This window comes from Pseudomonas sp. MWU13-2105 (assembly GCF_023242315.1).
Lineage (GTDB): Bacteria > Pseudomonadota > Gammaproteobacteria > Pseudomonadales > Pseudomonadaceae > Aquipseudomonas.
Genome location: NZ_JALLIY010000004.1, coordinates 299,500 through 325,986 on the forward strand (window position 1 = coordinate 299,500; position 26,487 = coordinate 325,986).

The following is a 26,487-nucleotide window of genomic DNA, read 5'->3' on the forward strand; positions in this document are numbered from 1 at the left end:
CGCGCAGCTCAACTAATCCCACGAACCACGAACGCAGGCCCTTTCCAGCTAACACGTGGCGATTCACAATAGTCATGTTTTACTACGGGCCATATGAAGATCGCAGAGCACCATCAATGAGTGAGCAAAAAATCGAACAAAGCTTTATCGACAAGCTCGTTGAGCTCAAATATACCTACCGGCCCGACATTACCGACCGCGCCTCGCTAGAGCGCAATTTTCGTGAGAAATTCGAGGCCCTCAACCGCGTTCGCCTCACTGATGGCGAATTCGCCCGCCTGCTCGACGAGATCGTCACCCCTGATGTGTTTGCGGCGGCGCGCACTCTGCGCGAGCGTAATGCGTTCACCCGCGAAGACGGCACCCCGCTGAACTACACATTGGTCAACGTCAAAGATTGGTGCAAAAACAGCTTCGAGGTGGTCAACCAGCTACGCATCAATACCGACAACAGTCACCACCGCTTCGATGTGCTCATCCTCATCAACGGTGTGCCGTGCGTTCAAGTAGAGCTGAAAACACTGGGCGTCAATCCGCGCCGCGCCATGGAACAGATCGTCGAATACAAAAACGACCCCGGCAACGGCTACACCAAAACGCTGCTGTGTTTCCTGCAGTTGTTCATCGTCAGTAACCGCGACAACACCTACTACTTCGCCAACAATAACGCTCGTCATTTCTCGTTCAACGCCGATGAGCGCTTCCTACCCATCTATCAGTTTGCTGACGAGGCGAACAAAAAGATTACCTTCCTCGACAGCTTCGCAGAGACCTTCTTAGTCAAATGCACGCTTGGCCAAACACTCAGCCGCTACATGGTGCTGATAGCCAGCGAGCAGAAGCTCATGATGATGCGCCCGTACCAAGTCTATGCAGTCAAAGCCATTGTCGACTGCATCCAGCAAAACTGCGGCAACGGCTATATCTGGCACACCACGGGCAGTGGCAAAACACTCACGTCCTTCAAAGCCTCCACCTTGCTCAAGGACAACTCTGACGTCGAGAAATGCCTCTTTGTGGTGGATCGCAAAGACCTCGACCGCCAGACCCGTGAAGAATTCAACAAGTTTCAGGAAGGCTGCGTCGAAGAAAACACCAACACCGCTGCGTTGGTGCGTAGGCTGCTGTCCGAGGACTACGCCGACAAAATTATCGTCACCACCATCCAAAAGCTCGGCCTCGCCCTGGATGAAAACAGCAAACGTAACAAGCAGCGCAAACGGAACGACCAGCTCACCTACAAAGAGCAGTTGGCCCCACTGCGCGAAAAACGCATTGTGTTCATCTTCGATGAATGCCACCGCTCCCAGTTTGGCGAGAACCATAAAGCCATCAAAGAGTTCTTCCCCAAGGCCCAGCTCTTTGGCTTTACCGGCACACCCATCTTTGAAGAAAACGCCTCACGCGTAAAAGTGGAAGACGAGCAGGCCTCCTACCAAACCACGGAAGAACTGTTTCAGAAGCAGTTGCACGCTTACACCATTACCCACGCGATTGAAGACACCAACGTGCTGCGCTTCCATATCGATTACTTCAAACCAGAAGGCAAAAAAACACCCAAGCCTGGGCAAGGCTTGGCCAAGCGTGCAGTAATCGAAGCCATCCTCGCCAAGCACGACATGGCCACGGCCCAGCGTCGGTTCAATGCCATTTTGGCTACGGCCAGCATCAACGACGCCATCGAATACCACCGCCTGTTTGCCGAACTGCAACACGCCAAACAACTGGCCGACCCTGACTACCAGCCGCTGAATATCGCCTGCGTATTTTCGCCGCCTGCCGAAGGCAATGCGGACGTAAAGCAGATTCAGGAAGACCTGCCGCAAGAAAAGCAGGACAACGAAGAAGACCCTGAAGGCAAGAAAGCGGCGCTCAAAGCCATCCTGGCCGACTACAACACCCGCTACGGCAGCAATCACAGCATCAGCGAGTTCGATCTCTACTACCAGGACGTCCAAAAGCGCATCAAAGATCAACAGTGGCCCAATGCAGACCACCCGCATACGCAGAAAATCGACATCACCATCGTGGTCGACATGCTGCTTACCGGCTTCGACTCCAAATACTTGAACACGCTGTACGTGGATAAAAACCTCAAGTACCACGGTTTGATTCAGGCGTTCTCGCGTACCAACCGCGTACTTAACAGCACCAAGCCCTACGGCAACATTCTCGACTTCCGCCAGCAGCAAGAAGCTGTAGATATCGCCATTACCCGTTTCTCCGGCGAACAGTCCGGCAAACAGGCCCGCGAAATCTGGTTAGTGGAAAAAGCCCCCGTGGTTATAGAAAAACTACAGGTTGCAGTGCAAAAGATGGATGACTTTTTGCAATCGCAAGGTGTGGCCTGCGCCCCCGAGGCCGTGCATAACCTAAAAGGCGACGAAGCCCGCGCCGCTTTTATCAACCACTTCAAGGAAGTGCAGCGTCTCAAAACTCAACTCGACCAATACACCGACCTCACTGAAGACAACGCAGCCGCCATTGAGCACATCCTGCCCAAGGAAAATCTACTCGGCTTTCGCGGTGCTTACCTGGAAACGGCCCAGCGCCTTAAGGCCCAGCAAGATAAGAACGGTAAAGACGCTGCAGATGGTAAAATCGACGCAGTGGACCAGCTCGATTTCGAGTTTGTACTCTTCGCTTCTGCTGTTATTGACTACGACTACATCGTGGGGCTGATGTCGCGCTTCTCGCAGCAGGAACCTAGCAAACAGAAGATGAGTCGCGATCAGCTTATTGGCCTGATACAGGCCGATTCCAAGTTTATGAACGAGCGCGAAGATATTGCCGCCTATATCTCCACCCTCAAAGCCGGTGAAGGCCTGAGCGAAACCGCTATCCGCAATGGCTATTCTCGCTTCAAACAACACAAAGATGCCGCCGAACTCGCCGACATCGCATGCAAGCATCACCTAGATCCAGCTGCCTTACAAAGCTTTGTTGATGGCATTATCCAGCGCATGATCTTCGATGGCGAACAGCTCAGCGACCTTATGGCTCCTCTCGACCTCGGTTGGAAAGCACGTGCCCATGCCGAACTGGCGCTGATGAAAGAACTGCATGACCTACTTATCAAGCGCGCCCAAGGCCGCGACATCTCAGGACTTAGCGCGTATGAGCAGTAAGACCAAAACAACCTGCGCGAAGGAAGACAGAAAACCCGAGCTGGTGCCGAAACTGCGATTTCCGGAGTTTCGGGAGGCGGCGGGGTGGAGATTTATCCCTCTAAATCTTTTGGCGTCTCGTTCGAAACAGAAAAATCGAGACGAAAAAATTGATCGTGTGCTGACCAACTCTGCTGAATTTGGTATAGTAGATCAGAGAGATTTTTTTGATAAGGACATCGCTACTCAAGGAAAGCTAGAGGGCTATTTTGTTGTTGCGCTGGGCAGCTACGTCTACAATCCTCGCATATCGTCAACAGCGCCCGTAGGTCCCATATCAAAGAACAAAATTGGCACAGGAGTAATGTCGCCGCTGTATACAGTCTTTAAATTCAAAGATGATAGGAACGATTTTTACGAACATTTTTTCAAAACTACCGGTTGGCATGCATATATGCGGCAGGCATCTAGCACTGGTGCACGCCACGATAGGATGGCCATATCAAGCGACAAGTTTATGGCAATGCCTTTGCCTGCGTCGTCACCAGATGAGCAACAAAAAATCGCTGATATCCTAAATTCACTGGACGCATTGATAGCTGCTCAATGCCGCAAAGTAACCGCGCTCAAGACCCATAAAAAAGCACTCCTGCAGCAGCTTTTTCCCCGCGAAGGCGAAACCCAACCTCGCCTCCGACTCCCTGAATTCCAAAACGCCGGGGAGTGGGAGGAGAAGCCTTTCTCTAAACTCTGCGGCATCAAACACGGCTTCGCCTTCGCTGGAGAATTTTTCAGCAACGAAGGCGAGTATGTGCTCCTCACGCCAGGTAACTTCTACGAGGAAGGCGGCTACCGCGACCGAGGCGAGAAACAGAAATACTACAGCGGCGAAATTCCTCGCGACTACATACTCAATTGCGGAGACTTGCTTGTAGCCATGACCGAGCAGGCCGCCGGTTTGCTTGGCAGCCCATTACTCGCTCCAGAGTCCGACAAGTTCCTGCACAACCAGCGGCTCGGCCTTGTCACGAAAAAGCCCGGAGTCGCCTGGACGAGCGAGTTCTTCTTCCATGTCTTCAATACCCAGCCTGTTCGGAAGGCGATTCATGCCAGCTCATCCGGCGCAAAGGTGCGACATACATCGCCGACAAAGATTGGCGAAGTCGTATTTTCCTTTCCCAACTCGTTGCTCGAACAACAGCGCATCGCCGACTGCTTCACCACCCTTGACGACCTCATCGCCGCGCAAACCCAAAAGCAGGAAGCCCTCAAAATCCACAAGAAAGCGCTAATGCAGCAGCTTTTTCCGTCCCCGGTGGAGGTTGAAGCATGAGCGGTATTCGTACTTACCAAAGTCTGCGCACGCTGGTGACACGGCTGCGTGACGATCTCAATCAGCGCGAGACCGAATCCCAAAAGAAAGTCGTTAATAAACCAGCAACTGTCCTGCTTCTCTATGCCTACAACCGCACCGGTAAGACCAGACTCTCTATGGAGTTCAAGGACGCAGGTAAGCGTAAGAGCAAGAAGAACCCTGAGGGGAATTCCGACACACTTTATTTCAATGCGTTCACTGAGGACTTATTCACTTGGGAAAACGATCTGGAAGGCGACAGTATCCGCCATCTCCAGCTCAATAAGAATTCAAAGTTCTTCGAGGCTCTACATGACCTTGCTCTAGACGAAACCATCGCTGGCTACCTCAGTCGTTACACCGACTTTGAATTCGATATCGACTACGAGGCATGGAAGATCACCTTTCGCAAAGACGAGTCGGAGAACATCAAGATTTCCAGAGGCGAGCAGAACATCTTCATTTGGTGCCTCTTCATGGCCATCTGTGAACGGATGCTCGACGGTCACGAATCCTATCAATGGGTAAAATTTCTCTACATCGACGACCCCGTCTCGTCGCTCGATGACAACAATGCCATCGCTGTTGCCTGCGACCTCGCCAAGCTCCTGCGCCGAGCTGCGAGCCGAAAAGACCAGAACGGCGCTCTCGCGCCCATCAAAGTGGTTTTCTCCTCCCATCACGCCCTCTTTTTCAACGTGATGTGCAATGAGATCGGCAGGGCGAAGGAAGGGGAACCGAAGGTGTCTCACAAACGCTACTTCCTGCACCGCCCAAATGGTGAAGGTGCCCTTACCCTACGGGCAACCGAGGACACGCCGTTTTTCCATCACGTCGCGACCCTAGCCGAGCTACAGGCCGCCGCAGACTCCATCACCGGCAAGCTGTACACATTCCACTTCAATGCGTTGCGCAGCATCATGGAAAAAACGGCCTCGTTCTTTGGGCACGCGGATATTTCCTTCTGCCTTAAAGCCCTTGCTAACGAGGAAGACACAGCGCTTTACAATCGAGCCCTCAACCTGCTAAGCCACGGCAAATACGCCATCCATGAACCGACCGAAATGGGCGCTGACAACAAAGACCTGTTCCGCCGCATTCTCAGAGACTTCATCAGTACATTTAATTTTTCCCTGCCTGACCTATTGGACGCGAAACCAGCCGCAGCGGCTGCCGCCACAATTCCAGCGCCCACAATCGAAGCCACTACATGAACGACACCAATAGAAAACAACTTGGCCAAACCCTTTGGACTATTGCCGATCAACTTCGCGGAGCGATGAACGCGGACGACTTTCGCGACTACATGCTGTCCTTCCTCTTCTTGCGGTATCTGTCAGACAACTATGAGATAGCGGCCAAGAAGGAACTTGGAAAAGACTATCCAGAGTTACCCACTGACGTTTTGCTAAGAACGGGGGCATCGACCCCTCTGCAAGTTTGGTATGAAGAAAACAAAGCGGACATCCCTGCCTTCGAGAAGCAGATGCGCCGCAAGGTGCATTACGTCATTGAGCCGGCACACCTTTGGAATAGCATCGCCAACATGGCCCGCACCCAGAACGGTGAACTGCTCAGCACATTGCAGGCGGGCTTCAAATACATCGAAACCGAATCGTTTGAGAGCACCTTTCAGGGGCTCTTCTCCGAGATCAATCTCGGCTCAGAAAAGCTGGGCAGAACCTATGCCGACCGCAACGCCAAGCTCTGCACCATCATCCAGAAGATCGCCGAGGGGCTGAACGAGTTCTCCATAGACATCGACGCACTGGGCGATGCCTATGAATACCTGATCGGCCAATTTGCCGCCGGCTCCGGCAAGAAAGCGGGCGAGTTCTACACGCCTCAACAGATGTCCGACATCCTTTCCGCCATCGTCACCCTCGACAGCCAAGACCCGAAAACCGGCCCCAAAAAACATCTGGAAAGCGTGCTGGATTTCGCCTGTGGCTCTGGCTCGCTGTTGCTTAACGTGCGCAAGCGCATGGGGACTCATGGCATTGGCAAGATTTATGGCCAGGAAAAGAACATCACCACCTACAACCTTGCGCGCATGAATATGCTGCTGCATGGGGTGAAGGACACCGAGTTCGAGATTTACCACGGCGACACCTTGAGCAACGACTGGGACATTCTGCGTGAGCTAAACCCCGCTAAAAAACCCACGTTCGATGCCATCGTCGCCAACCCGCCCTTCAGCTACCGCTGGGACCCGACAGAAGCCATGGCCGATGACGTGCGCTTCAAAAACCACGGCATGGCCCCAAAATCGGCTGCCGACTTTGCCTTTTTGCTTCACGGCTTTCACTTCCTGAAAGACGAAGGCGTGATGGCCATCATCCTGCCACATGGCGTGCTGTTCCGTGGTGGTGCTGAAGAGCGCATCCGCACCAAGCTGCTAAAAGACGGCCACATCGACACCGTGATTGGTTTGCCATCCAACCTGTTTTATTCAACAGGTATCCCGGTGTGCATTCTCGTGCTCAAAAAGTGCAAGCAACCGGACGACGTGTTGTTTATCAACGCGGCTGAACACTTCATCAAAGGTAAGCGTCAGAACCAACTGACCGAAGAGAACATCGCGAAGATCATCGAAACCTATCAGTTCCGCAAAGAGGAGGCTCGTTATGCTCGTCGGGTGGAGATGGGGGAGATCGAAAAGAACGGCTACAACCTGAGTATTTCCAGCTACATCAGCACGACGAGCGCAGAGGCAGAGATAGACTTACAAGCCGTGAATGACAAGCTGGCCACGCTGGAAGAAACCATTCAAGCGGCACGGGACAAACACAATGTGTTTCTGAAAGAGCTGGGCCTGCCACGCTTAATGTGAACCGCGAGACGACTCACCGAGTTAGCACAACAAGGCACTAAACGGAGATCAATGCCTTGTTATGTGTCTACAAATAACTGAAAGATGAAAAGAGGACGATTTATTTATAGGGCAGACCGGCCGCTTTTGGCCGGTTGCAGTCCTTCAGTGCTTGGCTGACGCAATCGCGCTGAGTGGCTACCGCTGACACCTATCAACTGCAAACGGCTGGTCAGCGCGAATGCAAATGACTGATCAAGTCGGATGCAAACGACTGGTCAGTGGCAATGAAATTAGGTGGTCAAGTGAGATGCAATTACGCAGAGCCCATGCGAGTGGGAATGCGGAGCCTTCCCGCTCGCGTGGGCTTGGCCGAAAAAGCCCCAAGAGAGAGACCTACAGCGTGGCGACAGTCGCCACTTCTGTCGCCATGCTGCAGACCAGGTATTACACGGGTTGTCGCCGGTGTCGCCGCTGTCGCCAAATCAACCATCACTCCATCTGGGGAGTCATCCTCGGTTACCAGCGGCGTCCGGTGAGCGCTCACCGTATCGGCACGACGTTGTGGTCCCTGGTTTGATTTATCGCAGATGCCGACAGGTTGCCAGTGGCCGCTTTCTGGATGTGCTCACTCCACCAAACCATCATCGGACGCCGGCGTTCGATGTAGTCAGCTCGGTTGTAAGCGCTTCGGACTTCGTCCTTGTCGACATGCGCCAGCGCGACTTCGATCAGCTCCGGATCCCACCCATGCTCGTTTAGGATGGTGCTGGCCATGGAGCGCATACCATGGCTGACCAGGCGGTCCTGGAAGCCCATGCGTTTCAACGCCATGTTGGCGGTCTGGCTATTGGCGTGGGTGCGCGGATTTCTATCTGCCGGGAACACGTATTCCCTGTGACCACTGTGGGGCTTGAGCGCCTCCAGTAACGCGAGTGCCTGGTCGGTCAGCGGCCGACGTTTTTTCATGCGCTCCGGCGGGATGGTCCAGATGCGCTTGTCGAAGTCGATGTCTGCCCATCGGGTGGTCGCCGCTTCGGCAGGGCGGGTCATGGTGTGCAGCTGCCATTCGATCAGGCAACGGGTCGTCCGCTTGATGCTGGCATTCGCGATTTCGATCATGAGCTCGGAAAGCTCTTCTGGTCGCAGCGCGGCCATGTTCTCTTTCTTGGGCTTCTTGAATACCGCTCGAATACCACTGAGGGGGTTAGAGAAAATCAGCCCGGAGTTTACCCCGTAGGTCATGATCTCGTTGAGCCGTTGGCTCAGTCGCTTCACTGTCTCGAGACTGCCTTTGGCTTCGATGGGGCGAAGGAGCTTGATGGCCATCGGGGCGCTGATCTGCGAGAGAGGCGTTGTTTTCAAGTCGGGAAAAACATGCAGCGTTAGCGAGCGCCAAATGTCTTCGGCATATGCAGGCGTCACGGAGTCCTTCTTTAGCTCGAACCAGGCGGTGGCCACCTTCTCGAAGGTGTGCTCGGTCTCAGCGAGTTTGGCTTGCCTTACCTCATCGCGTTGAGCTTTGGGATCAATGCCCAGAGCGAGCAACTCACGCGCTTCTGCGGCTTTCTTCCGGGCGTTGGCTAACGAGAGGTCGGGGTATGGACCGAGTGCCATATTGATTCGGCTTCTGGTCAACGGTTCGCGGTAATTGAAATTCCACATCATCGAGCCGCTGGCGCGTACTCGAAGCTGTAGGCCGTCGCCGTCACTAAGGACGAAGTCTTTACCAGTTGCCTTGACCGCCTTGAGCTGGCGATCGGAGAGACGGCTTGCTTGAGTAGGCATGGGAGCTACCTCGGGCACCGTTTTGGTATCCTAAAAATAGCATCGGGTAGCCCGGGATACCACCTGGGATACCAAACTGTCTGGAACTCCAAAAACCTCGTTGGGCCCCAGAAGCGCTGGAATCCCTTGATTTCACTGGATTTCAGACACAAAAAAAGACGTCCGTGGACGTCTTTAGATGTTGAAGTGGTGGAGCCGGGGGGATTTGAACCCCCGTCCGCCAGTACTCCGCTGTCGGTACTACATGCGTAGCCGTGTCTATTAAGTTAACCCGCAGCGACCCGACGGGCAGGGTGCTTTGGGCGAGTTGTGTAAGTTTTAGCCGCTTCGTCCACAACGTACTGCACGGCGATTCTGTTCTATATGACAATCATTTTGGGTTTACAGACATCCCCTGATGATTGCTGGCACCGAAGTAGCCAGGAGGAAGGCTAGCGCCGCTTACGCAGCGAGAGCTTGTTCCCCGTAATGGTCGTCATTGGCAACTATAAGTAGTTGCAACAGTGGATTTACGAGTTCTGTTACCAACTCGGCATGCACCTAGAGTTTCGCGACCGGCGTCGAATCCTAAACGGCCCCGTGCCTGCTGTACGTAACCAGCAGGCATGCACAGTGTACGCCAATCTGGCTCGCAAGGCCATCCCGATACTGACCAGCTTTACTGGCCGGCTTTGGGGCTGTTGCGGATTTCCTGGAGCGCCCGCTCGGTGATGGCGACGCACTCCCGGGCGCTGTCGTTGGTGTTTCTATCCGCGGCGGCCTTGGCCTGCTGGATGCTGGTCTCGAGGTTGGCCTGCTGGTTGGAATCCAGCTGGGTCTTGGCACTGTTGAGGCTCTGCAGGTTCATCGCGCAAAGGTCCTTCTCGGCCGAGGCAAACGCCGGGGCGGCGAGGACGCAGGTGCTGACAAACAGGCCCAGCAGCACGGAACGCTTCATGTGTATCTCCTTGAACTGAGTGACCCGATTTCATTGCTGATCAGAGCGGACTGTCGAGTAGGGCGAGTCCCGCGCTCGCGGGACTCGTTCTATGGACTACCGCCGCTGGCCAAGGTTCTATTTTATCCGTGCGCCGACTTGGCCCGGGTCACCCGATCCACCAGGTACACCAGCCCGTGGTAGTCGATCCCGCCATGCTGGCTCAAGCCGATCTCGCAGGTGCGACTGGTGGAGATGCCCTCTTCGCAATACTGCACGGCGTCCTTCAGGGTCCGTAGCGAGTGGGCATTCAGTTCCGGGGTGGTAAAACCCTTGTCGCCGGCAAAACCGCAGCAGTGGATGCCTTCCGGAATCACCACGTTATGGCTGCAACGCCGCGCCAGGTCGATCAGCGCCTGGCTCTCGCCGAGGTGCTGGGTGCTGCAGGTCACGTGCACCGCAATCGGCGCGTCCTGCGGCGTGAATTCCAGTCGTTCCAGCAGGTGCGTACGAATGAAGCGCACCGGGTCGTAGAGGTCGAGACGGGTATCGCCGAGGTCCTGCACCAGGCGCAAGGTGCACGGGCTGGTGTCGCAGTAGATCGGGTCGAGGCCGCCACGGCTGGCGTGCAGCAGCGCGCCGATCAGTTCCTGGCGCTTGTGTTCGGCCTGCTCGGCATAACCCTTGGAGGCGAACGGTTGGCCGCAGCAAAGCTGGTCGGTGTTGTCCGGGAACACCACCTGGTAACCGGCTTTTTCCAGCAGGCCCCGGGTCTTGTCCAGCAGCGACATCTGCTCCTTGTCGCCCGCCGCCGGGCCCATCACCCGTGAAACACAGGCAGCGAGGTAGACCACCCGTGGTCGCTCGTCGCTGAGCGTCGGACTGAAGCGCACCGCCCGTTCCGGCTGCGGCATGGCGCTGGTCCATTGCGGCACGCGGCCCTTGGACAGGCGCGTCAGGCTCGACGACAGTTTCGCCAGGCGCGGCGCCCCGAGCAGCATGCGCGCGCCATTGGCGACATGCAGGGTAAAGCGTGCGCCTTGCAGTACCGTGGCGAAATGCGTGCCGAGCCAGTCGGCGGCCTTCCCGTGTATGGCGTGCTCACCGCGCAGCTTTTTCACCAGCTCACCGGTATTGATCCCCACCGGGCAACGTTGTGCACACAATCCGGTCGCGGCGCAGGTGTCGATGCCCTGGTACTGATAGGCCGCTTCCAGTTCCGTGGTGTCGACCCCGGCGCGTTTTTTTGCCTGGATATCGCGCCAGATCACGATCCGCTGGCGCGGGCTCAAGGTCAGCCCCTTCGACGGGCAGACCGGTTCGCAGAAGCCGCACTCGATGCACTTGTCTAAGATTTCGTCGGCGGCCGGCAATGGCTTGAGGTGCTTGAGGTGTATCTGCGGGTCGTCGCTGAGCACCACGTCCGGGTTGAGAATGCCCTGGGGGTCGAGCAGGCGCTTGATCGCCCACATCAAATGGTAGGCGTCCTGGCCCCATTCCAGTTCGACAAACGGCGCCATGTTGCGCCCGGTGCCGTGCTCGGCCTTGAGCGAACCGCCGAATTCGACAGCCACCAGATGCGCGACGTCATCCATGAATGCCTGGTAGCGGGACACTTCGGCGGCGCTGTTGAAACCCTGGGTGAAGACGAAGTGCAGGTTGCCCTCCAGGGCATGGCCGAACAGGATCGCTTCGTCGTAGTGGTGCTTGTCGAACAGCGCGATCAGGCGGTTGACGCCGATGGCCAGCTGTTCGACCGGAAAGGTCACGTCTTCGATGATCACCGTGGTGCCGGTCTTGCGCACGGCACCGACGGCGGGGAAGGTATCCTTGCGGATCGCCCAGAGCCGGGCGTTTTCGCTCGGGTCTTCGGTAAAGTCGACCTGCTTTTCCACCGGGAACGACGCCAGCGATTCCATGATCTTCAGCAATTGCTCCTGCAACAGCGACGAGGAGGCCGCGCGGGACTCGATCAGCAGGGCGCAGGCGCCGTCGGACAGTTCACGGACGAACGCCGGCATGCCCGGCTTGTCCTGCACCGAGCGCAGGCTGCGGCGATCGAGCAGTTCGACGGCGGACACCGGCTGGCTTTTCAATACGGTCACGGCGGTGCAGCAGGTCTCCACATCGGGGAAGACAATCAGCGCCGAGGCCTTGTTCGGGTGGTCGATCACCGTGTCGTAGGTCACCGCGCTGATAAACCCGAGGGTGCCTTCGGAGCCCACCAGCAGATGGCTGAGAATCTCCAGCGGTTCATCGAAGTCCACCAGGGCGTTGAGGGACAGGCCAGTGGTGTTTTTCAGCCGGTATTTGTGCCGGATCTTGGCCGCCAGTTCGGTGTTGGCGCGGGTTTCCCGGGCTAACACGGAAAGTTGATGGAGCAGCGGGCCATGGCTCTGGCGAAAGGCCGCGACACTGGTCGCATCCTCGGTGTCCAGGCGGCTGCCGTCGGCCAGGATCAGGCGCATCCCGGCCAGGGTGTGGTAGGTGTTCTGCGCGGTGCCGCAGCACATGCCGCTGGCATTGTTGGCGACGATGCCGCCGATCTTGCAGGCGTTGATCGAGGCCGGGTCCGGGCCGATCTTGCGCCCGAACGGGGCCAGCCAGGCATTGGCCTGGGCGCCGATAACGCCAGGTTGCAGACGGATCTGCGCGCCCTGTTGGCGAATCTCCCGAGCGTTCCACTGGTCGCCGAGTACGATCAGTACCGAGTCACTGATGGCCTGGCCCGAGAGGCTGGTGCCGGCGGCGCGGAAGGTCACCGCGACCTGGTCGCGGCTCGCCAGTTTGAGCAGGGCAACGACCTCGTCTTCGGACTCGACGCGGATCACCAGCTTGGGGATCAGCCGGTAGAAGCTGGCGTCGGTGCCGAAGGCCAGGGTCGAGAGCGGGTCATCGAAACGGCGCTCGCCGGGGATCAGGCGTTCGACCGCGTGGAGGAACGATTGGGGCAGGCTCATGCAAACTCCTCACGGGGGCGCGGCGTCTGGTGCGCGACGTGCCCCATTCAATCAGGCGGTGATTCGTCCGGGCGCGATGTTCAGGCGCCCAGCTCACGAACCAGCGAATCACGGTTGATCTCGCTGATGGACTTGGCGCCGGTGAGCACCATGGCCACGCGCATTTCCTTCTCGAACAGGTCCAGCAGGTTCTTCACCCCCGCTTCGCCGGCGACGGCGAGGGCGTAGAGGAACGCGCGGCCGATCAGCACGGTGTCCGCGCCCAGGGCGATCATGCGCACCACGTCCAGGCCGCTGCGGATGCCGGAGTCGGCGAGGATCTTCAGGTCGCCTTTCACCGCATCGGCGATGGCCGGCAGCGCGCGGGCGCTGGACAGCACGCCGTCGAGCTGGCGACCGCCGTGGTTGGAAACCACGATGCCGTCGGCACCGAACTTCACCGCGTCCCGGGCGTCCTGCGGATCGAGAATACCCTTGATGACCATCGGCCCTTCCCAGAACTCGCGGATCCACTCCAGGTCCTTCCAGGAAATCGACGGGTCGAAGTTGTTGCCCAGCCAGCCGATGTAGTCGCCCAGGCCGGTCGGGTTGCCGCGATACTTCGAGATATTGCCGAGGTCGTGAGGCTTGCCCATCAGGCCCACGTCCCAGGCCCACTGCGGGTGAGTCATGGCTTGCCAGACACGCCGCAGCGGCGCGTTCGGGCCGCTCATCCCGGAGTGCGCATCCCGGTAGCGGGCGCCCGGCACCGGCATGTCCACGGTAAAGACCAGGGTGGTGACCCCCGCGGCCTTGGCGCGCTCCAGGGCGTTGCGCATGAAGCCACGGTCCTTGAGCACGTAAAGCTGGAACCACATGGGCCGGTCGATGGCGGGGGCGACTTCCTCGATCGGACAGACCGACACGGTCGACATCGTAAAGGGAATGCCCTTGGCCGCCGCCGCGCGAGCCGCCTGGACCTCGCCGCGCCGGGCATACATGCCGGTCAGGCCGACCGGGGCGAGGGCCACCGGCATGCTCAAGGTCTCATTGAACAGGCGGGTTTCCAGGCTCAGCTCGGACATGTTCTTCAGGACGCGCTGACGCAGGGCGATGTTCGCCAGGTCCTCGACGTTATGCCGCAGGGTGTGCTCGGCGTAGGCGCCGCCGTCGGCATAGTGGAACAGGAACGGCGGCAGCTTGCGTTGGGCGGCTGCGCGGTAATCGGTAGAGGCGGAAATAATCATGGGGGCTCGCAGCGTTGGTTGAAAGGGAGCGGTTGCCGGGGGCGTCGACAGCCCCCGGCCCTTGTCACTTTAGTGCACCAGCATGCCGGTAAAGATATAGGCCTGGGCCAGGGTGATCAGGCCGACAATCGTGGCGAAGAACAGGCTGTGCTTGAGGGTGAAGCGGAACAGATCCGACTCCTTGCCCACCAGCCCGGTGGCCGCGCAGGCCACGGCGATCGATTGTGGGGAGATCATCTTGCCGGTGACGCCGCCGCTGGTATTGGCCGCCACCAGCAGGATGTCGTTGACGCCGATCTGGTGCGCCGTGGTCGCTTGCAACGAGCTGAACAGGGCGTTGGACGAGGTATCGGAGCCGGTGAGGAACACCCCCAGCCAACCGAGGAACGGCGAGAAGAACGGGAATGCGGTTCCGGTCGCGGCCAATACCAGGGCCATGGTCGAGGACATGCCCGAGTAGTTGGTGACGAAGGCGAAGGCCAGCACCATGCCGATGGACAGGATCGGCCAGCGCAGCTCGAAGAAAGTCTCGCGCAAAGTGGTCAGGCCAGTTTTGATATTGATCTTCAGGATCAGCATCGACACCAGGGCGGAGAAGAAAATCGCCGTGCCGGTGGCCGCGATCGGGTCGAGCTTGAAGACGGCGGGAATCGCGGTAGGTGCCGCGACGATCGGCGCGCTCTTGATCACCAACTGGTCCAGGTGCGGGATGGCGAAGTTGAACACCGTGCCGTACATCGCGCCGCCAGTGGCGAACAGTGCCTTGAACGACTTCAGGGTCCAGATCGTCACCAGTACGGTGAGGATCAGGAACGGCGACCAGGCCTTGAAGATCTGGCCCAGGCTGTAGGGCGAGGCAAGGCTGCTGCGCGGTTGGCCGAAACCGCCGGCGCTGGCGGTGCTGACCACGCCCGCGGCGGCGCCGGCGATCTGTACGCCGGCGGTACGCTTGGGTTGCCAGACTTTCAGGAACAGGGTCAGTGAGACCAGGCTGACCAGCGCCGAGGTGATGTCCGGCAGTTCCGGGCCGATGAAGTTCGAGGTGAAGAACTGGGTCACGGCAAAGCTCAGGCCGGCCACCAGGGCGGCCGGCCAGGTTTCCCGCACACCGCGCAGGCCGTCCATCATGAACACCAGCCAGAACGGTACGAACAGCGACAGCAGTGGCAGTTGGCGACCGGCCATGGCGCCGATCTTGAACGCGTCGAGGCCGGTGACCTGGCCCGCGACGATGATCGGGATGCCCAGGGCGCCGAAGGCTACCGGCGCGGTGTTGGCGATCAGGCACAGGCCGGCGGCGTAGAGCGGATTGAAGCCCAGGCCCACCAGCAGGGCGGCGGTGATCGCAACCGGGGCGCCGAAGCCGGCGGCCCCTTCGAGGAAGGCGCCGAAGCAGAAGCCGATCAGCAGCACTTGCAGGCGCTGGTCGTCGGTAATCGACAGCACCGAGCTGCGGATGATTTCGAACTGGCCGCTCTTGACCGTCAGTTTGTAGAGGAACACCGCCGCCACGATGATCCAGGCGATGGGCCACAAGCCATAGGCGAAGCCGTAGCCGGCGGCGGCGAGCGCCATGTCGGCCGGCATCTTGAAGGCGAAGATCGCCACCAGGATCGACAACACAAGGGTGATGCTGCCCGCCACATGACCCTTGAGGCGAAACACCGCCAGGGCCAGGAAGAAGAACACGATGGGAATCACGGCCGTGAGAGCGGACAGGCCGAGGCTGCCGAGAGGGCTGTAGAGCTGTTGCCAGGTTTGCATAGTGGGGTGGCCCCTAATTGTTGTTGGTCAGGCACTGATGGGGATTTGGATAATTGGTAATACCAATTTACAATCGCCGGACGCTAGGTTAAAAGCGTTGTGAGTGATGTGTCAATTTGCCGCCCTGAAACTTTCGTCTAAATGTCTTCGGCGGGAGGGCTGGGCGGGTGATTTATGTCGTGCCTGGCAGGTGCTGGCGGCGTCTCGATAAGCCAGAATAGACAACCCCGGCAAGGGTTCGGGGTCGTGAGGAGTGAGTGATGGGGTTTGATCAGGTTCGTCAGCGCCGTTTGTCTGACGATATTGTCCAGCGGCTTGAGGAGATGATCCTTGAGGGCACGCTCAAGGCTGGTGAGCGGCTGCCGGCCGAGCGCGCACTGGCCGAACAGTTCGGCGTCTCACGGCCGTCGCTGCGCGAGGCGATCCAGAAACTGGTGGCCAAGGGGCTGCTGGTCAGTCGCCAGGGCGGCGGCAATTACGTGGTGGAGTCGCTGGGTTCGACCTTCAGCGATCCGTTGCTGCATCTGCTGGAGAGCAATCCGGAAGCCCAGCGCGATCTGTTGGAGTTTCGCCATACGCTGGAGGCGTCCTGCGCGTATTACGCGGCGCTGCGGGCGACCGACGTGGATCGCGAGCGCCTGCGCCTGGCCTTTGAGCAGTTGCAGAGCTGTTATGGGCGGGCGGGCGAAGTGGGGCGGGCGGAGGAGGGCGCGGCGGATGCGAGTTTTCACCTGGCGATTGCCGAGGCGAGTCATAACGCGGTGTTGCTGCACACCATCCGCGGCTTGTTCGATCTGCTCAAACGCAATGTGCTGACCAATATTGGCGGGATGTACAAGCAGCGCAGCGAAACCCGGGACATGCTGATCAGCCAGCACCGCGAGCTGTACCTGGCGATTATCGAAGGGCGTGCCGACGACGCGCGCGAAGTGTCCAGCCGGCACATTCTGTATGTGCAGGAGGTGCTGGAGGAAGTGCGCCAGGAAGTGCAGCGGGTGGCGCGGGCGGAACGGCGCAAGGGGATCTAGAAGGCGGTCGGGTCATGTGGCGAGCGGGCTTGCCCGCGCTGGGCTGCGAAGCGGCCCTGAAATCAGCGACTTCATTGTGTCAGGCAGAACGCAATCACCGGTTTTACGACTGCTTCGCAGCCGAGCGCGGGCAAGCCCGCTCGCCACAAATATCGGCCAGACTTAAGATTGCTCTTAACTGACAGGCATTGAGGCAAGCCTCCCTCGCCGCACTCAGTCTTCCTTGCCCTTGTTGCGCACGGCGCGCTGCAAGTCCCGGTTGGCATCGCGCTCGCGCTCGGTATCGCGCTTGTCGTATTCCTTCTTGCCCTTGCCCAGGGCGATCTCGCACTTGACCAGGTGCTTGCTCCAATACAGCGACAGGCAGACACAGGCATGGCCCTTCTGCTGCACGGCCGCGTGGATCTTTTCCAGCTCGCGCTGGTTGAGCAGCAGCTTGCGCGTGCGTGTCGGGTCGGCAATCACGTGGGTGCTGGCGGTCGTCAACGGCGTGAAGTGGCTGCCGAACAGCCAGGCTTCACCGTTCTTGAGCAGTACATAACTGTCGACCAGTTGTGCCTTGCCTGCACGTAGACTCTTTACTTCCCAGCCGGCCAGGACCAGACCAGCCTCGAACCGTTGTTCGACGAAGTAATCGTGGCGCGCCTTTTTATTTTGCGCGATGGTCCCTGTGGGGTGTTTCTTCTGTTTAGCCATAGGGGCGGCATTATAGGCAGTTGCGCGTCACTCGGCTACGGTGAAGCTGCGTGCTTGAGCGCGTAGGATGAATCCCGGACAATGCGCGCACTTTTGTTTGCTGCCCAGCCGTGGAATCAACGCTGACATGACGACCCATATTCAACGTTCGGCCTTGCTGCCCTACCCGGCGCAGGCGCTTTATGACCTGGTGAACGACGTCGCGCGTTACCCGGAGTTCCTCCCGTGGTGCGCGTCGGCCCAGGTGCTGGAGAGCTCGGAGGTGCATATGCGCGCCACGCTGGCAATCGCCAAAGGCGGCCTGAGCCAGAATTTCGTGACCCGCAATACCCTGGTGTCAGGGCAGTCGATTGAAATGAACCTGGAAGAAGGACCGTTCAATCAATTGCACGGTGTCTGGGTGTTCAAGGCCCTGGGGGAGAAGGCCTGCAAGATCAGCCTGGACCTGACCTTCGATTACGCCGGGCCGATCGTGCGGGCGACCCTGGGGCCGTTGTTCAATCAGGCGGCCAATACCCTGGTGGATGCGTTCTGCCAGCGCGCCAAGCAGCTCCATGTCTGAGCCATTGGTGGCGATAGAGGTGGTCTACGCCGATGTCGGGCGTCAGTGCCTGCGGGCGGTTGCCGTGCCGGCGGGAACGACCTTGCGCGCGGCGGTGGGGCTGTCGGGGATTGCCGGGCAATTTCCCGGGTTGGATGTAGTGGACTGTCCGCTGGGGATTTTCGGCAAGGCGATTGCCGATACCCGCGCGGTGGCAGAGGGCGATCGTATCGAGATCTATCGTCCCTTGCTGGCGGACCCGAAGGAGGTCCGGCGCCTGCGTGCGGAAAAAGCGGCCAAGGCCAAGGCGCAAAATCTGTAGCTGTTGTCTTGCGCAGGATCTGTGTAGGAGCCGGCAAGCCGGTTCCTACAGGGTTGAGTCTCAGGTCCAGAGGGTGTTTTTCAGCAGGCACAAAAAAGCCCGGACATGCCGGGCTTTTTTCTGTCGCCGTTTTACTGCGGCGTGGTGTCCAGCGGTTGCGGCGTCGGAACCGGTACGGCTTTCACGCCGTCGACATCTTTCTGGATCTGGTCCAGCAGCGAACCCGGTTTGACCGGCTTCTCGGGTTTCGGCTTCTCGGCATTCTGCGCCGGAGCGTTCACTTGTGTGCCGTCTTTGCCCAGGATCGCTTCATCGCGGCTTACGCCGGGTTTGAAGTCGCCGGACAGACTGGCGAGTTGATCATTGGCATTGAATATCAGGCTGACGCGTTCCTGTTGGCGTTCGCCGCCACCAGGCTGCAGGCTATACAGGTAATCCCAGCGATTGGCGTGGAATGTGTCGGTCAGCAGCGGGTTACCCATGATAAACCTTACTTGCTTGCGGGTCATTCCCGGGCGCAACTGGTCTATCATGTCCTGCGTGACGACATTGCCCTGTTGGATGTCGATTTTGTAAACCCCGGGGAATGAACAACCGGCGAGTGCGAGCAGTCCCACTAAGGTAAAACTGGTTAGCAACAGCTTGGTGTTTTGCATCGGTGGGCGACTTCCACTATCTTGGCTGGGACAACGTAAACCCCGATCATACCCGTATTAAGAGAAGCTGCGAAGCAGCATCGCGAGAAAGCTGACCATGGTTGAAAATAGCGAACTACGTAAAGCCGGCTTAAAAGTGACTCTGCCACGGGTCAAGATTCTGCAAATGCTTGATTCCGCCGAGCAGCGTCACATGAGCGCCGAGGATGTCTACAAGGCGCTGATGGAAGCGGGCGAGGATGTAGGCCTGGCAACGGTCTACCGTGTACTGACCCAGTTCGAAGCGGCCGGGTTGGTGGTTCGCCACAATTTCGATGGCGGCCACGCGGTATTCGAACTGGCGGACGGCGGGCATCACGATCATATGGTCAACGTGGATACCAGCGAGGTGATCGAATTCACCAGTCCGGAAATCGAGAAGCTGCAGAAGGCAATCGCCGAAGAGCACGGTTTCGAGCTGGTAGATCACAATCTGGTGTTGTACGTGCGCAAGAAGAAACCGTAAGTCTGTCGCGAATACCGGTTCGCGAAGCGATCAAAGGCGACCCTGGGGTCGCCTTTGTGTTTTTTGTTGCCGGATTTTTCCTGAGGCCGATATCCGGACTCAGGCTTTGGCCGTAATCACCATTTTCTTCGCGTGAGCCAGGGATTCCTTGGTCAGGTCAATGCCCCCCAGCATGCGCGCGACTTCTTCGATCCGTTCGGTCTTGCTCAGCTTCGACACCGCCGTACGGGTGGCATCGCTACCGCGCATCTTGTGCACGAATAGATGATGGTGCCCTTGCGCCGCCACTTGCGGCAAGTGCGTGACCGTCAGCACCTGTCCGCGTTCGCCGAGGCGGCGCAGCAGTTGGCCGACGATCTCGGCGGTAGGGCCGCCGATGCCCACATCCACTTCATCGAACACCAGGGTCGGGATACGTGAGGTCTGCGCGGTGATGACCTGGATCGCCAGGCTGATCCGTGACAGTTCGCCACCGGAAGCGACCTTTGCCAGTGCCTTGAGCGGTTGACCAGGGTTGGCGCTGACCAGTAGTTCGACTTGTTCAAGGCCATAAGGCAGCAGTTCGTTGCTGGCGTTGGCATGCAGTTCGATGCTGAAACGCCCGCCGGGCATGCCCAGGCGCTGGATTTCCTGTTCCACGGCGTTGGCGAGGCCGGTTGCCGCTTGATGACGTAGATCACTAAGTTCCCGGGCCCGTTCCTGATAATGTCGAGCATAGGCCGCGAGCTCCTCGGTGAGGCGCTCGATGGCTTCGTCGTTGGCATTGAGGGTTTCGATTTCATCCAGCAACTTTTGCTGGAGGGTTGCCACTTCCGTCGGTTGGATGCGGTGCTTGCGCGCCAGGGTGTAGATGGCGTCCAGACGCTCCTCGAGCTGTTGCAGGCGCGCCGGGTCGGCATCGAAGTGGTCGAGGAAGCGGTTCAGTTCGCCGACGGCTTCCTCGACCTGGATCTGTGCGCTGGCCAGCAGGTTGGTGGCTTCGCCCAGGGCGCCGGAACCGTTGTTGACGCTGGACAGGCGATTGAGGCTGGCGGTCAGGGCGTTGAGCACATTGCCCGAATCGCTTTCGCTGCACTGCTCCACCACCTGGCGGCAAATGCCGAGCAGGGTCTCGGCATTGGTCAGGTTCTTGTGTTCCTGCTCCAGGTCGCCCAGCTCGTTTTCCCCCAGGCCAAGGTTCTCCAGCTCTTCGAGCTGGTAACTGAGCAGTTGGTGGCGGGCGCGCTGTTCGTCGCCGGAGTTGGAGAGGCGCTCCAGTTCCTGGCGGGTCTGGCGCCAGCGCTGGGCCGCGAGCTGGACCTGGCGGGCGAGGTCGGTGGCACCGGCGTATTCGTCGAGCAGGCGGCGGTGGGTGTCGGTTTTCAGCAGGGACTGGTGTTCGTGCTGGCTGTGGATGTCGATCAGCAGTTCGCCGAGGGCCTTGAGGTCGCCCTGGGGGCAGGGCGAGCCGTTGATATAGCCGCGCGAGCGACCTTCGGCGGTAATGACCCGGCGCAGGATGCACGGACCTTCGTTGTCGAGGTCGCGCTCGGCCAGCCAGGCCCGGGCTTCGGGAATGTCTTCGAGGTCGAAGGTGGCGAGGATATCGGCCTTGTCCGCGCCTGGGCGAACCACGCCGCTGTCGGCGCGATCACCCAGGGTCAGCCCGAGTGCGTCGAGCATGATCGACTTGCCGGCGCCGGTTTCGCCAGTGATTACGCTCATCCCGCGATCCAGTTCCAGATCGAGATGTTCGACGATTGCGTAGTTATGTACGGACAGGTGCACCAGCATGAAGGCCGCTCCCAGGCTTTAGGTCTGGTTATTTATACAGTGTTTTGATTTGCGCTGACAATGCTTGCCCTTAGTTCGATTGGCTTGAATGTCGGGCTTTCTTAGTGCGATCGGTAATCTGGCCTGGACATGCCGGCAGGTGATTGCCGCGCTGCCGGCCCTTGAACCAGGAAATTGCGACCCCATATATCGGGGCAGAAGCGCGGGTCGAGCTCGCGGACGATATTGAAAGGAGGTTTTTTTATGGCTGACGAACAGACTCTGGATTCGCAAAATCAGGAAGCCGGCTCGGCTGCACAGGCTCAGGGCGACGATCTGGCAACCCGCGTCCAGGTGCTCGAGGAGCAACTGGCAGCGGCACAGGATCAAGGGTTGCGTGTCGCAGCCGACCTGCAGAATATCCGCCGGCGTGCCGAACAGGATGTGGAAAAAGCCCACAAATTCGCCCTGGAGAAGTTCTCCGGCGACCTGCTGCCGATCATCGACAGCCTGGAGCGTGGCCTGGACCTGTCCAACCCGGACGATGAAAACATCCGACCGATGCGCGAAGGTATCGAGCTGACCCTGAAGATGTTCCAGGACACCCTCAAGCGTTATCAACTGGAAGCCATCGACCCGCACGGCGAACCCTTCAACGCCGCCCTGCACCAGGCCATGGCCATGCAGGAAAGCGCCGATGTCGAGCCCAACAGCGTGCTGAAAGTGTTCCAGAAGGGCTATCAGCTCCACGGTCGCCTGCTGCGTCCGGCGATGGTGGTGGTCAGCAAGGCGGTCGCGCCGGTTTCGCCGACGATCGACGAGCAGGCTTGAAATCGGCCGCAAGGCCCCCATCTACATGTCAAGCGTTTAAGTGCTACCGCAGTTGGCCATAACCGCTGCGGTAAAAAAAATCAAAGTTTCGGGAGAGTGAAATGGGCAAAATTATCGGTATCGACCTGGGGACCACCAACTCCTGCGTCTCCATTCTTGAAAACGGCAAGGCCAAAGTCATCGAAAACGCCGAGGGTGCTCGCACCACGCCGTCGATTATTGCCTACGCCAACGATGGCGAAATCCTGGTCGGCCAGTCGGCCAAGCGCCAGGCGGTGACCAATCCGCATAACACCCTGTACGCGGTGAAGCGTCTGATCGGTCGCAAGTTCGACGAAGAAGTCGTGCAGAAAGACATCAAGATGGTCCCTTACAAAATCGCCAAGGCTGACAACGGCGATGCCTGGGTCGAAGTGAACGGCCAGAAAATGGCGCCGCCACAGATCTCGGCTGAAATCCTCAAGAAAATGAAGAAAACCGCCGAAGACTACCTCGGCGAGCCGGTGACTGAAGCGGTCATCACTGTTCCGGCCTACTTCAACGACAGCCAGCGTCAGGCCACCAAGGACGCCGGTCGTATCGCCGGCCTGGACGTCAAGCGGATCATCAACGAACCGACCGCGGCCGCGCTGGCCTACGGTATGGACAAGGCCAAGGGCGACCACACCGTCATCGTTTATGACCTGGGTGGCGGTACCTTCGACGTGTCCGTGATCGAAATCGCCGAAGTCGATGGCGAGCACCAGTTCGAGGTGTTGGCCACCAACGGTGACACCTTCCTCGGCGGTGAAGACTTTGACATTCGTCTGATCGACTACCTCGTCGACGAATTCAAGAAAGAAAGCGGCATGAACCTCAAGGGTGACCCGCTGGCCATGCAGCGCCTGAAAGAAGCCGCTGAAAAAGCCAAGATCGAGCTGTCTTCGGCTCAGTCGACCGACGTCAACCTGCCGTACATCACTGCGGATGCCACCGGTCCAAAGCACCTGAACGTGAAGATTTCCCGCGCCAAGCTGGAAGCCCTGGTGGAAGACCTGGTGCAGCGCACCATCGAGCCTTGCCGCATCGCGCTGAAAGACGCCGGTATCGACGTCGGTTCGATCAACGACGTGATCCTGGTCGGCGGCCAGACCCGTATGCCGCTGGTACAGAAGCTGGTGACCGATTTCTTCGGCAAGGAAGCACGTAAAGACGTCAACCCGGACGAAGCCGTTGCCATGGGTGCCGCTATCCAGGGCGCCGTCCTGGCCGGTGATGTGAAGGACGTCCTGCTGCTCGACGTCAGCCCGCTGACCCTGGGTATTGAAACCATGGGTGGCGTGATGACCGCGCTGATCGAGAAAAACACCACGATTCCGACCAAGAAGTCGCAAGTGTTCTCGACTGCCGACGACAACCAGGGCGCCGTGACCATTCACGTCCTGCAGGGTGAGCGCAAGCAAGCCGCGCAGAACAAGTCCCTGGGCAAGTTCGACCTGGCCGAGATTCCGCCAGCACCACGTGGCGTGCCACAGATCGAAGTGACCTTCGACATCGACGCCAACGGCATCCTGCACGTTGGTGCGAAGGACAAGGCCACCGGCAAGGAGCAGAAGATCACCATCAAGGCCAACTCCGGCCTGTCGGATGAAGAAATCCAGCAGATGGTTCGCGACGCCGAGCTCAATGCCGAGGAAGACCGCAAGTTCGAAGAGCTGGCCAGTGCCCGTAACCAGGGCGATGCCCTGGTGCACTCGACGCGCAAGATGATCGCTGACGCGGGTGACAAGGTCACCGCCGAAGAGAAAACCGCGATCGAGGCCGCCTTGGTTGCCCTGGAAGCCGCTGTCAAAGGCGACGACAAGGCCGCTATCGAAGCCAAGGTCGAGGAGCTGTCCAAGGTCTCCGCGCCAGTGGCCCAGAAGATGTACGCCGAACAGGGTGCCAAGCCTGAAGCCGGTGCGCAGCCGGCCCAGGAAGAAGCCCACAAGGATGACGTCGTCGACGCTGAGTTCGAAGAAGTCAAAGACCACAAGTAATCCACTTGTAGGTTGGCCGGTTGACTGCGCTTGAGCGGTGACTGGTAGGATGTCGCCGCGCGGGAGCTTGCTCCCGCGTTGGCGTGTCTGGAATAGACGAATTTTTACAGCATGCGACAACGGTCGGGTGCTGGTGGTAGGGGCGGGACTGTTCCAGTCGGTTGTCCCGAACATCCTCAAGAGTGCAAAGAATCATGGCAAAGCGTGACTATTACGAGATATTGGGGGTCGAGCGTGGCTCCAGCGAGTCGGACCTGAAGAAAGCTTACCGCCGTCTCGCGATGAAGCATCACCCGGACCGTAATCCGGATGACAAGGCATCGGAAGAGTTGTTCAAGGAAGCCAACGAAGCTTACGAAGTGCTGTCCGACTCCAGCAAGCGCGCGGCCTACGACCAGTACGGCCATGCCGGTGTCGATCCGAGCATGGGCGGCGGCGGTGCCGGCTTCGGCGGGCAGAATTTCTCCGATATCTTCGGCGATGTGTTCAGCGATTTCTTCGGTGGCGGTCGCGGCGGCTCCCGTGGTGGTGCGCAGCGCGGCAGTGACTTGCGCTACACCCTGGAACTGAACCTGGAAGAGGCGGTGCGCGGTACCACCGTCAATATCCGCGTGCCGACGCTGGTCAACTGCAAGCCGTGCGACGGCTCCGGGGCCAAGAAGGGCTCCGCGCCGATCACCTGTCCGACCTGTGGCGGTATCGGCCAGGTGCGCATGCAGCAAGGCTTCTTCTCGGTGCAGCAGACCTGTCCGCGGTGCCATGGCCAGGGCAAGATCATTTCCGATCCGTGTGATTCCTGCCACGGTCAGGGGCGTGTCGAAGAGTACAAGACGCTGTCGGTGAAAGTGCCGTCGGGCGTCGATACCGGTGACCGGATTCGCCTGTCCGGCGAAGGCGAGGCGGGTACGCAGGGTGGTCCGACCGGCGACCTGTATGTGGTGATCAATGTCCGCGAGCACGATATTTTCCAGCGCGACGGCAAGCATCTGTTCTGTGAGGTGCCGATCAGCTTTGTCGACGCAGCCCTGGGCGGCGAGCTGGAAGTGCCGACCCTGGACGGTCGCGTCAAGTTGAAGATTCCGGAAGGTACCCAGACCGGCAAGCAATTCCGTCTGCGCGGCAAGGGCGTTGCGCCGGTGCGTGGCGGTGGCGCGGGTGACCTGATGTGTCGCGTGGCCGTCGAGACCCCGGTGAACCTGAGTCGTCGCCAGCGCGAGCTGCTGGAAGAGTTCCGCTCCTCCCTGGCTGGCGATAGCTCTCATTCGCCCAAGGCCAGTGGTTGGTTCGAAGGGATGAAGCGTTTCTTCGGCGACCTGTGAGGAGCGAGGCATGCGACGTATAGCTGTGATGGGCGCCGCCGGGCGCATGGGCAAGATCCTGGTCGAGGCGGTGCAGCAGCGCGCGCCGCTCACCGGCCTGACGGCGGCGATCGTTCGTCCAGGCAGTTCGCTGGTCGGTGCGGATGCCGGCGAGCTGGCTTCGCTGGGGCGTATCGGCGTGCCGTTGTCCGAGGGCCTGGAGGCGGTGGCGGATGAGTTCGATGTGTTGATCGACTTCACGCTGCCGGAAGTGATGCTGAAAAACCTGGCGTTCTGCCGCAAGGCGGGCAAGGCCATGGTGATCGGTACCACTGGCCTGGACGCGGCGCAGAAGGCCTTGCTGGCTGATGCGGGCAAGGATATTGCGATTGTCTTCGCGGCCAATTTCAGTGTCGGCGTCAACCTGTCGTTGAAGCTGCTGGATATGGCGGCGCGGGTGTTGGGCGATGATGCGGATATCGAGATCATCGAGGCGCACCATCGGCACAAGATCGACGCGCCTTCGGGCACGGCATTGCGCATGGGCGAGGTGATCGCCAAGGCGCTGGATCGCGACCTGGAGAAGGTCGCGGTGTATGGTCGTGAGGGGCATACCGGTGCGCGCGCGCGGGAAACCATCGGTTTTGCCACGGTGCGTGGTGGTGATGTGGTCGGTGATCACACTGTGCTGTTCGCCGCCGAAGGCGAGCGCCTGGAGATCACCCACAAGGCCTCGAGCCGCATGACCTTTGCCAAGGGGGCGGTGCGCGCGGCATTGTGGCTGGATGGCAAGGCGCCAGGCCTGTACGATATGCAGGATGTGCTCGAGCTGCACTGATGGGGCGCAGGATGTGCATGCGCCACTGAACTGTAGGAGCAGGGCTTGTCGGATCGCCGCACGGCCGCGAAGGCG

General features: G+C 59.2%; 20 protein-coding genes and 1 other RNA gene. 12 read left to right on the plus strand and 9 right to left on the minus strand.

Annotation, left to right across the window (positions count from 1 at the left end):
• Positions 1-116: 116 nt before the first annotated feature.
• Genes M5B96_RS07785 through M5B96_RS07800 form a run of 4 tightly spaced genes read left to right on the plus strand, consistent with a single transcriptional unit; the run spans position 117 to position 7,294 of the window.
• Positions 117-3,128: a type I restriction endonuclease subunit R gene (locus M5B96_RS07785; RefSeq protein WP_248796111.1), complete on the plus strand. Its 3,012-nt coding sequence runs from the start codon at positions 117-119 to the stop codon at positions 3,126-3,128.
• On the plus strand, positions 3,118-4,440 hold the full coding sequence (locus tag M5B96_RS07790) for a restriction endonuclease subunit S (RefSeq protein ID WP_248796112.1): 1,323 nt from the start codon (positions 3,118-3,120) through the stop codon (positions 4,438-4,440). The genes M5B96_RS07785 and M5B96_RS07790 overlap by 11 nt, the downstream gene beginning before the upstream one ends.
• A complete protein-coding gene (locus M5B96_RS07795; protein WP_248796113.1) occupies positions 4,437-5,675 on the plus strand; it encodes an AAA family ATPase in 1,239 nt (412 codons plus the stop codon). The genes M5B96_RS07790 and M5B96_RS07795 overlap by 4 nt, the downstream gene beginning before the upstream one ends.
• On the plus strand, positions 5,672-7,294 hold the full coding sequence (locus tag M5B96_RS07800; RefSeq protein WP_248796114.1) for a type I restriction-modification system subunit M: 1,623 nt from the start codon (positions 5,672-5,674) through the stop codon (positions 7,292-7,294). The genes M5B96_RS07795 and M5B96_RS07800 overlap by 4 nt, the downstream gene beginning before the upstream one ends.
• 522 nt (positions 7,295-7,816) lie before the next feature.
• Here the strand turns inward: M5B96_RS07800 and M5B96_RS07805 are convergent.
• The 6 genes from M5B96_RS07805 to M5B96_RS07830 all read right to left on the minus strand — a co-directional run bounded on the left by M5B96_RS07805 (position 7,817) and on the right by M5B96_RS07830 (position 15,927).
• Positions 7,817-9,061, minus strand: a complete 1,245-nt coding sequence (locus M5B96_RS07805) for an integrase domain-containing protein (RefSeq protein ID WP_248796115.1) — start codon at positions 9,059-9,061, stop codon at positions 7,817-7,819.
• Positions 9,062-9,248: 187 nt separating this feature from the next.
• Positions 9,249-9,640, minus strand: a transfer-messenger RNA (tmRNA) gene (gene ssrA / locus M5B96_RS07810).
• A gap of 79 nt (positions 9,641-9,719) precedes the next feature.
• The gene (locus tag M5B96_RS07815) at positions 9,720-9,998 is read right to left on the minus strand and encodes a hypothetical protein (protein ID WP_191489722.1); all 279 of its coding nucleotides are present in this window, start codon (positions 9,996-9,998) and stop codon (positions 9,720-9,722) included.
• Between the two features lie 122 nt (positions 9,999-10,120).
• Positions 10,121-12,937 (minus strand): FAD-binding and (Fe-S)-binding domain-containing protein, encoded by a 2,817-nt coding sequence (locus M5B96_RS07820; RefSeq protein WP_248796116.1) that lies wholly within the window; start codon positions 12,935-12,937, stop codon positions 10,121-10,123.
• 80 nt (positions 12,938-13,017) lie between these two features.
• Positions 13,018-14,163: an FMN-dependent L-lactate dehydrogenase LldD gene (lldD, locus tag M5B96_RS07825; RefSeq protein ID WP_248796117.1), complete on the minus strand. Its 1,146-nt coding sequence runs from the start codon at positions 14,161-14,163 to the stop codon at positions 13,018-13,020.
• A 69-nt stretch (positions 14,164-14,232) separates the two neighbouring features.
• Positions 14,233-15,927, minus strand: a complete 1,695-nt coding sequence (locus M5B96_RS07830; protein WP_248796118.1) for a lactate permease LctP family transporter — start codon at positions 15,925-15,927, stop codon at positions 14,233-14,235.
• A 260-nt stretch (positions 15,928-16,187) separates the two neighbouring features.
• Between M5B96_RS07830 and M5B96_RS07835 the strand changes: the two genes are divergently transcribed.
• Positions 16,188-16,955, plus strand: a complete 768-nt coding sequence (locus tag M5B96_RS07835; protein WP_248796119.1) for a GntR family transcriptional regulator — start codon at positions 16,188-16,190, stop codon at positions 16,953-16,955.
• Between the two features lie 213 nt (positions 16,956-17,168).
• Here the strand turns inward: M5B96_RS07835 and smpB are convergent, their stop codons facing one another.
• Positions 17,169-17,651, minus strand: coding sequence for an SsrA-binding protein SmpB (gene smpB / locus M5B96_RS07840; RefSeq protein ID WP_100939616.1), 483 nt, complete (start codon positions 17,649-17,651; stop codon positions 17,169-17,171).
• A gap of 127 nt (positions 17,652-17,778) precedes the next feature.
• Between smpB and M5B96_RS07845 the strand changes: the two genes are divergently transcribed.
• Complete coding sequence (locus M5B96_RS07845; protein WP_191489717.1) at positions 17,779-18,213, plus strand: type II toxin-antitoxin system RatA family toxin; 435 nt, start codon at positions 17,779-17,781, stop codon at positions 18,211-18,213.
• Positions 18,206-18,514, plus strand: coding sequence for an RnfH family protein (locus tag M5B96_RS07850; RefSeq protein ID WP_248796120.1), 309 nt, complete (start codon positions 18,206-18,208; stop codon positions 18,512-18,514). The genes M5B96_RS07845 and M5B96_RS07850 overlap by 8 nt, the downstream gene beginning before the upstream one ends.
• A 131-nt stretch (positions 18,515-18,645) precedes the next feature.
• On the opposite strand, the gene M5B96_RS07855 is transcribed toward M5B96_RS07850, so the two are convergent.
• Complete coding sequence (locus tag M5B96_RS07855; protein WP_248796121.1) at positions 18,646-19,170, minus strand: outer membrane protein assembly factor BamE; 525 nt, start codon at positions 19,168-19,170, stop codon at positions 18,646-18,648.
• 97 nt (positions 19,171-19,267) lie between these two features.
• Here M5B96_RS07855 and fur point away from each other — a divergent pair, with 97 nt between their 5' ends.
• Positions 19,268-19,675, plus strand: coding sequence for a ferric iron uptake transcriptional regulator (gene fur, locus M5B96_RS07860; RefSeq protein WP_248796122.1), 408 nt, complete (start codon positions 19,268-19,270; stop codon positions 19,673-19,675).
• Between the two features lie 99 nt (positions 19,676-19,774).
• Here the strand turns inward: fur and recN are convergent, their stop codons facing one another.
• Positions 19,775-21,448 carry a DNA repair protein RecN gene (gene recN, locus M5B96_RS07865; RefSeq protein WP_248796123.1) on the minus strand — a complete coding sequence of 558 codons (1,674 nt, stop codon included), beginning with the start codon at positions 21,446-21,448 and terminating at the stop codon, positions 19,775-19,777.
• 243 nt (positions 21,449-21,691) lie between these two features.
• Here recN and grpE point away from each other — a divergent pair, with 243 nt between their 5' ends.
• The 4 genes from grpE (at position 21,692) to dapB (ending at position 26,412) form a co-directional block, all read left to right on the plus strand.
• Positions 21,692-22,258, plus strand: a complete 567-nt coding sequence (gene grpE / locus M5B96_RS07870; RefSeq protein ID WP_248796124.1) for a nucleotide exchange factor GrpE — start codon at positions 21,692-21,694, stop codon at positions 22,256-22,258.
• A gap of 101 nt (positions 22,259-22,359) precedes the next feature.
• Positions 22,360-24,276: a molecular chaperone DnaK gene (dnaK, locus tag M5B96_RS07875; RefSeq protein WP_248796125.1), complete on the plus strand. Its 1,917-nt coding sequence runs from the start codon at positions 22,360-22,362 to the stop codon at positions 24,274-24,276.
• A gap of 194 nt (positions 24,277-24,470) precedes the next feature.
• On the plus strand, positions 24,471-25,595 hold the full coding sequence (dnaJ, locus tag M5B96_RS07880; protein WP_248796126.1) for a molecular chaperone DnaJ: 1,125 nt from the start codon (positions 24,471-24,473) through the stop codon (positions 25,593-25,595).
• Between the two features lie 10 nt (positions 25,596-25,605).
• Entirely contained in the window at positions 25,606-26,412 is an 807-nt protein-coding gene (gene dapB, locus M5B96_RS07885) for a 4-hydroxy-tetrahydrodipicolinate reductase (RefSeq protein WP_248796127.1), read from the plus strand.
• Positions 26,413-26,487 lie beyond the last annotated feature (75 nt).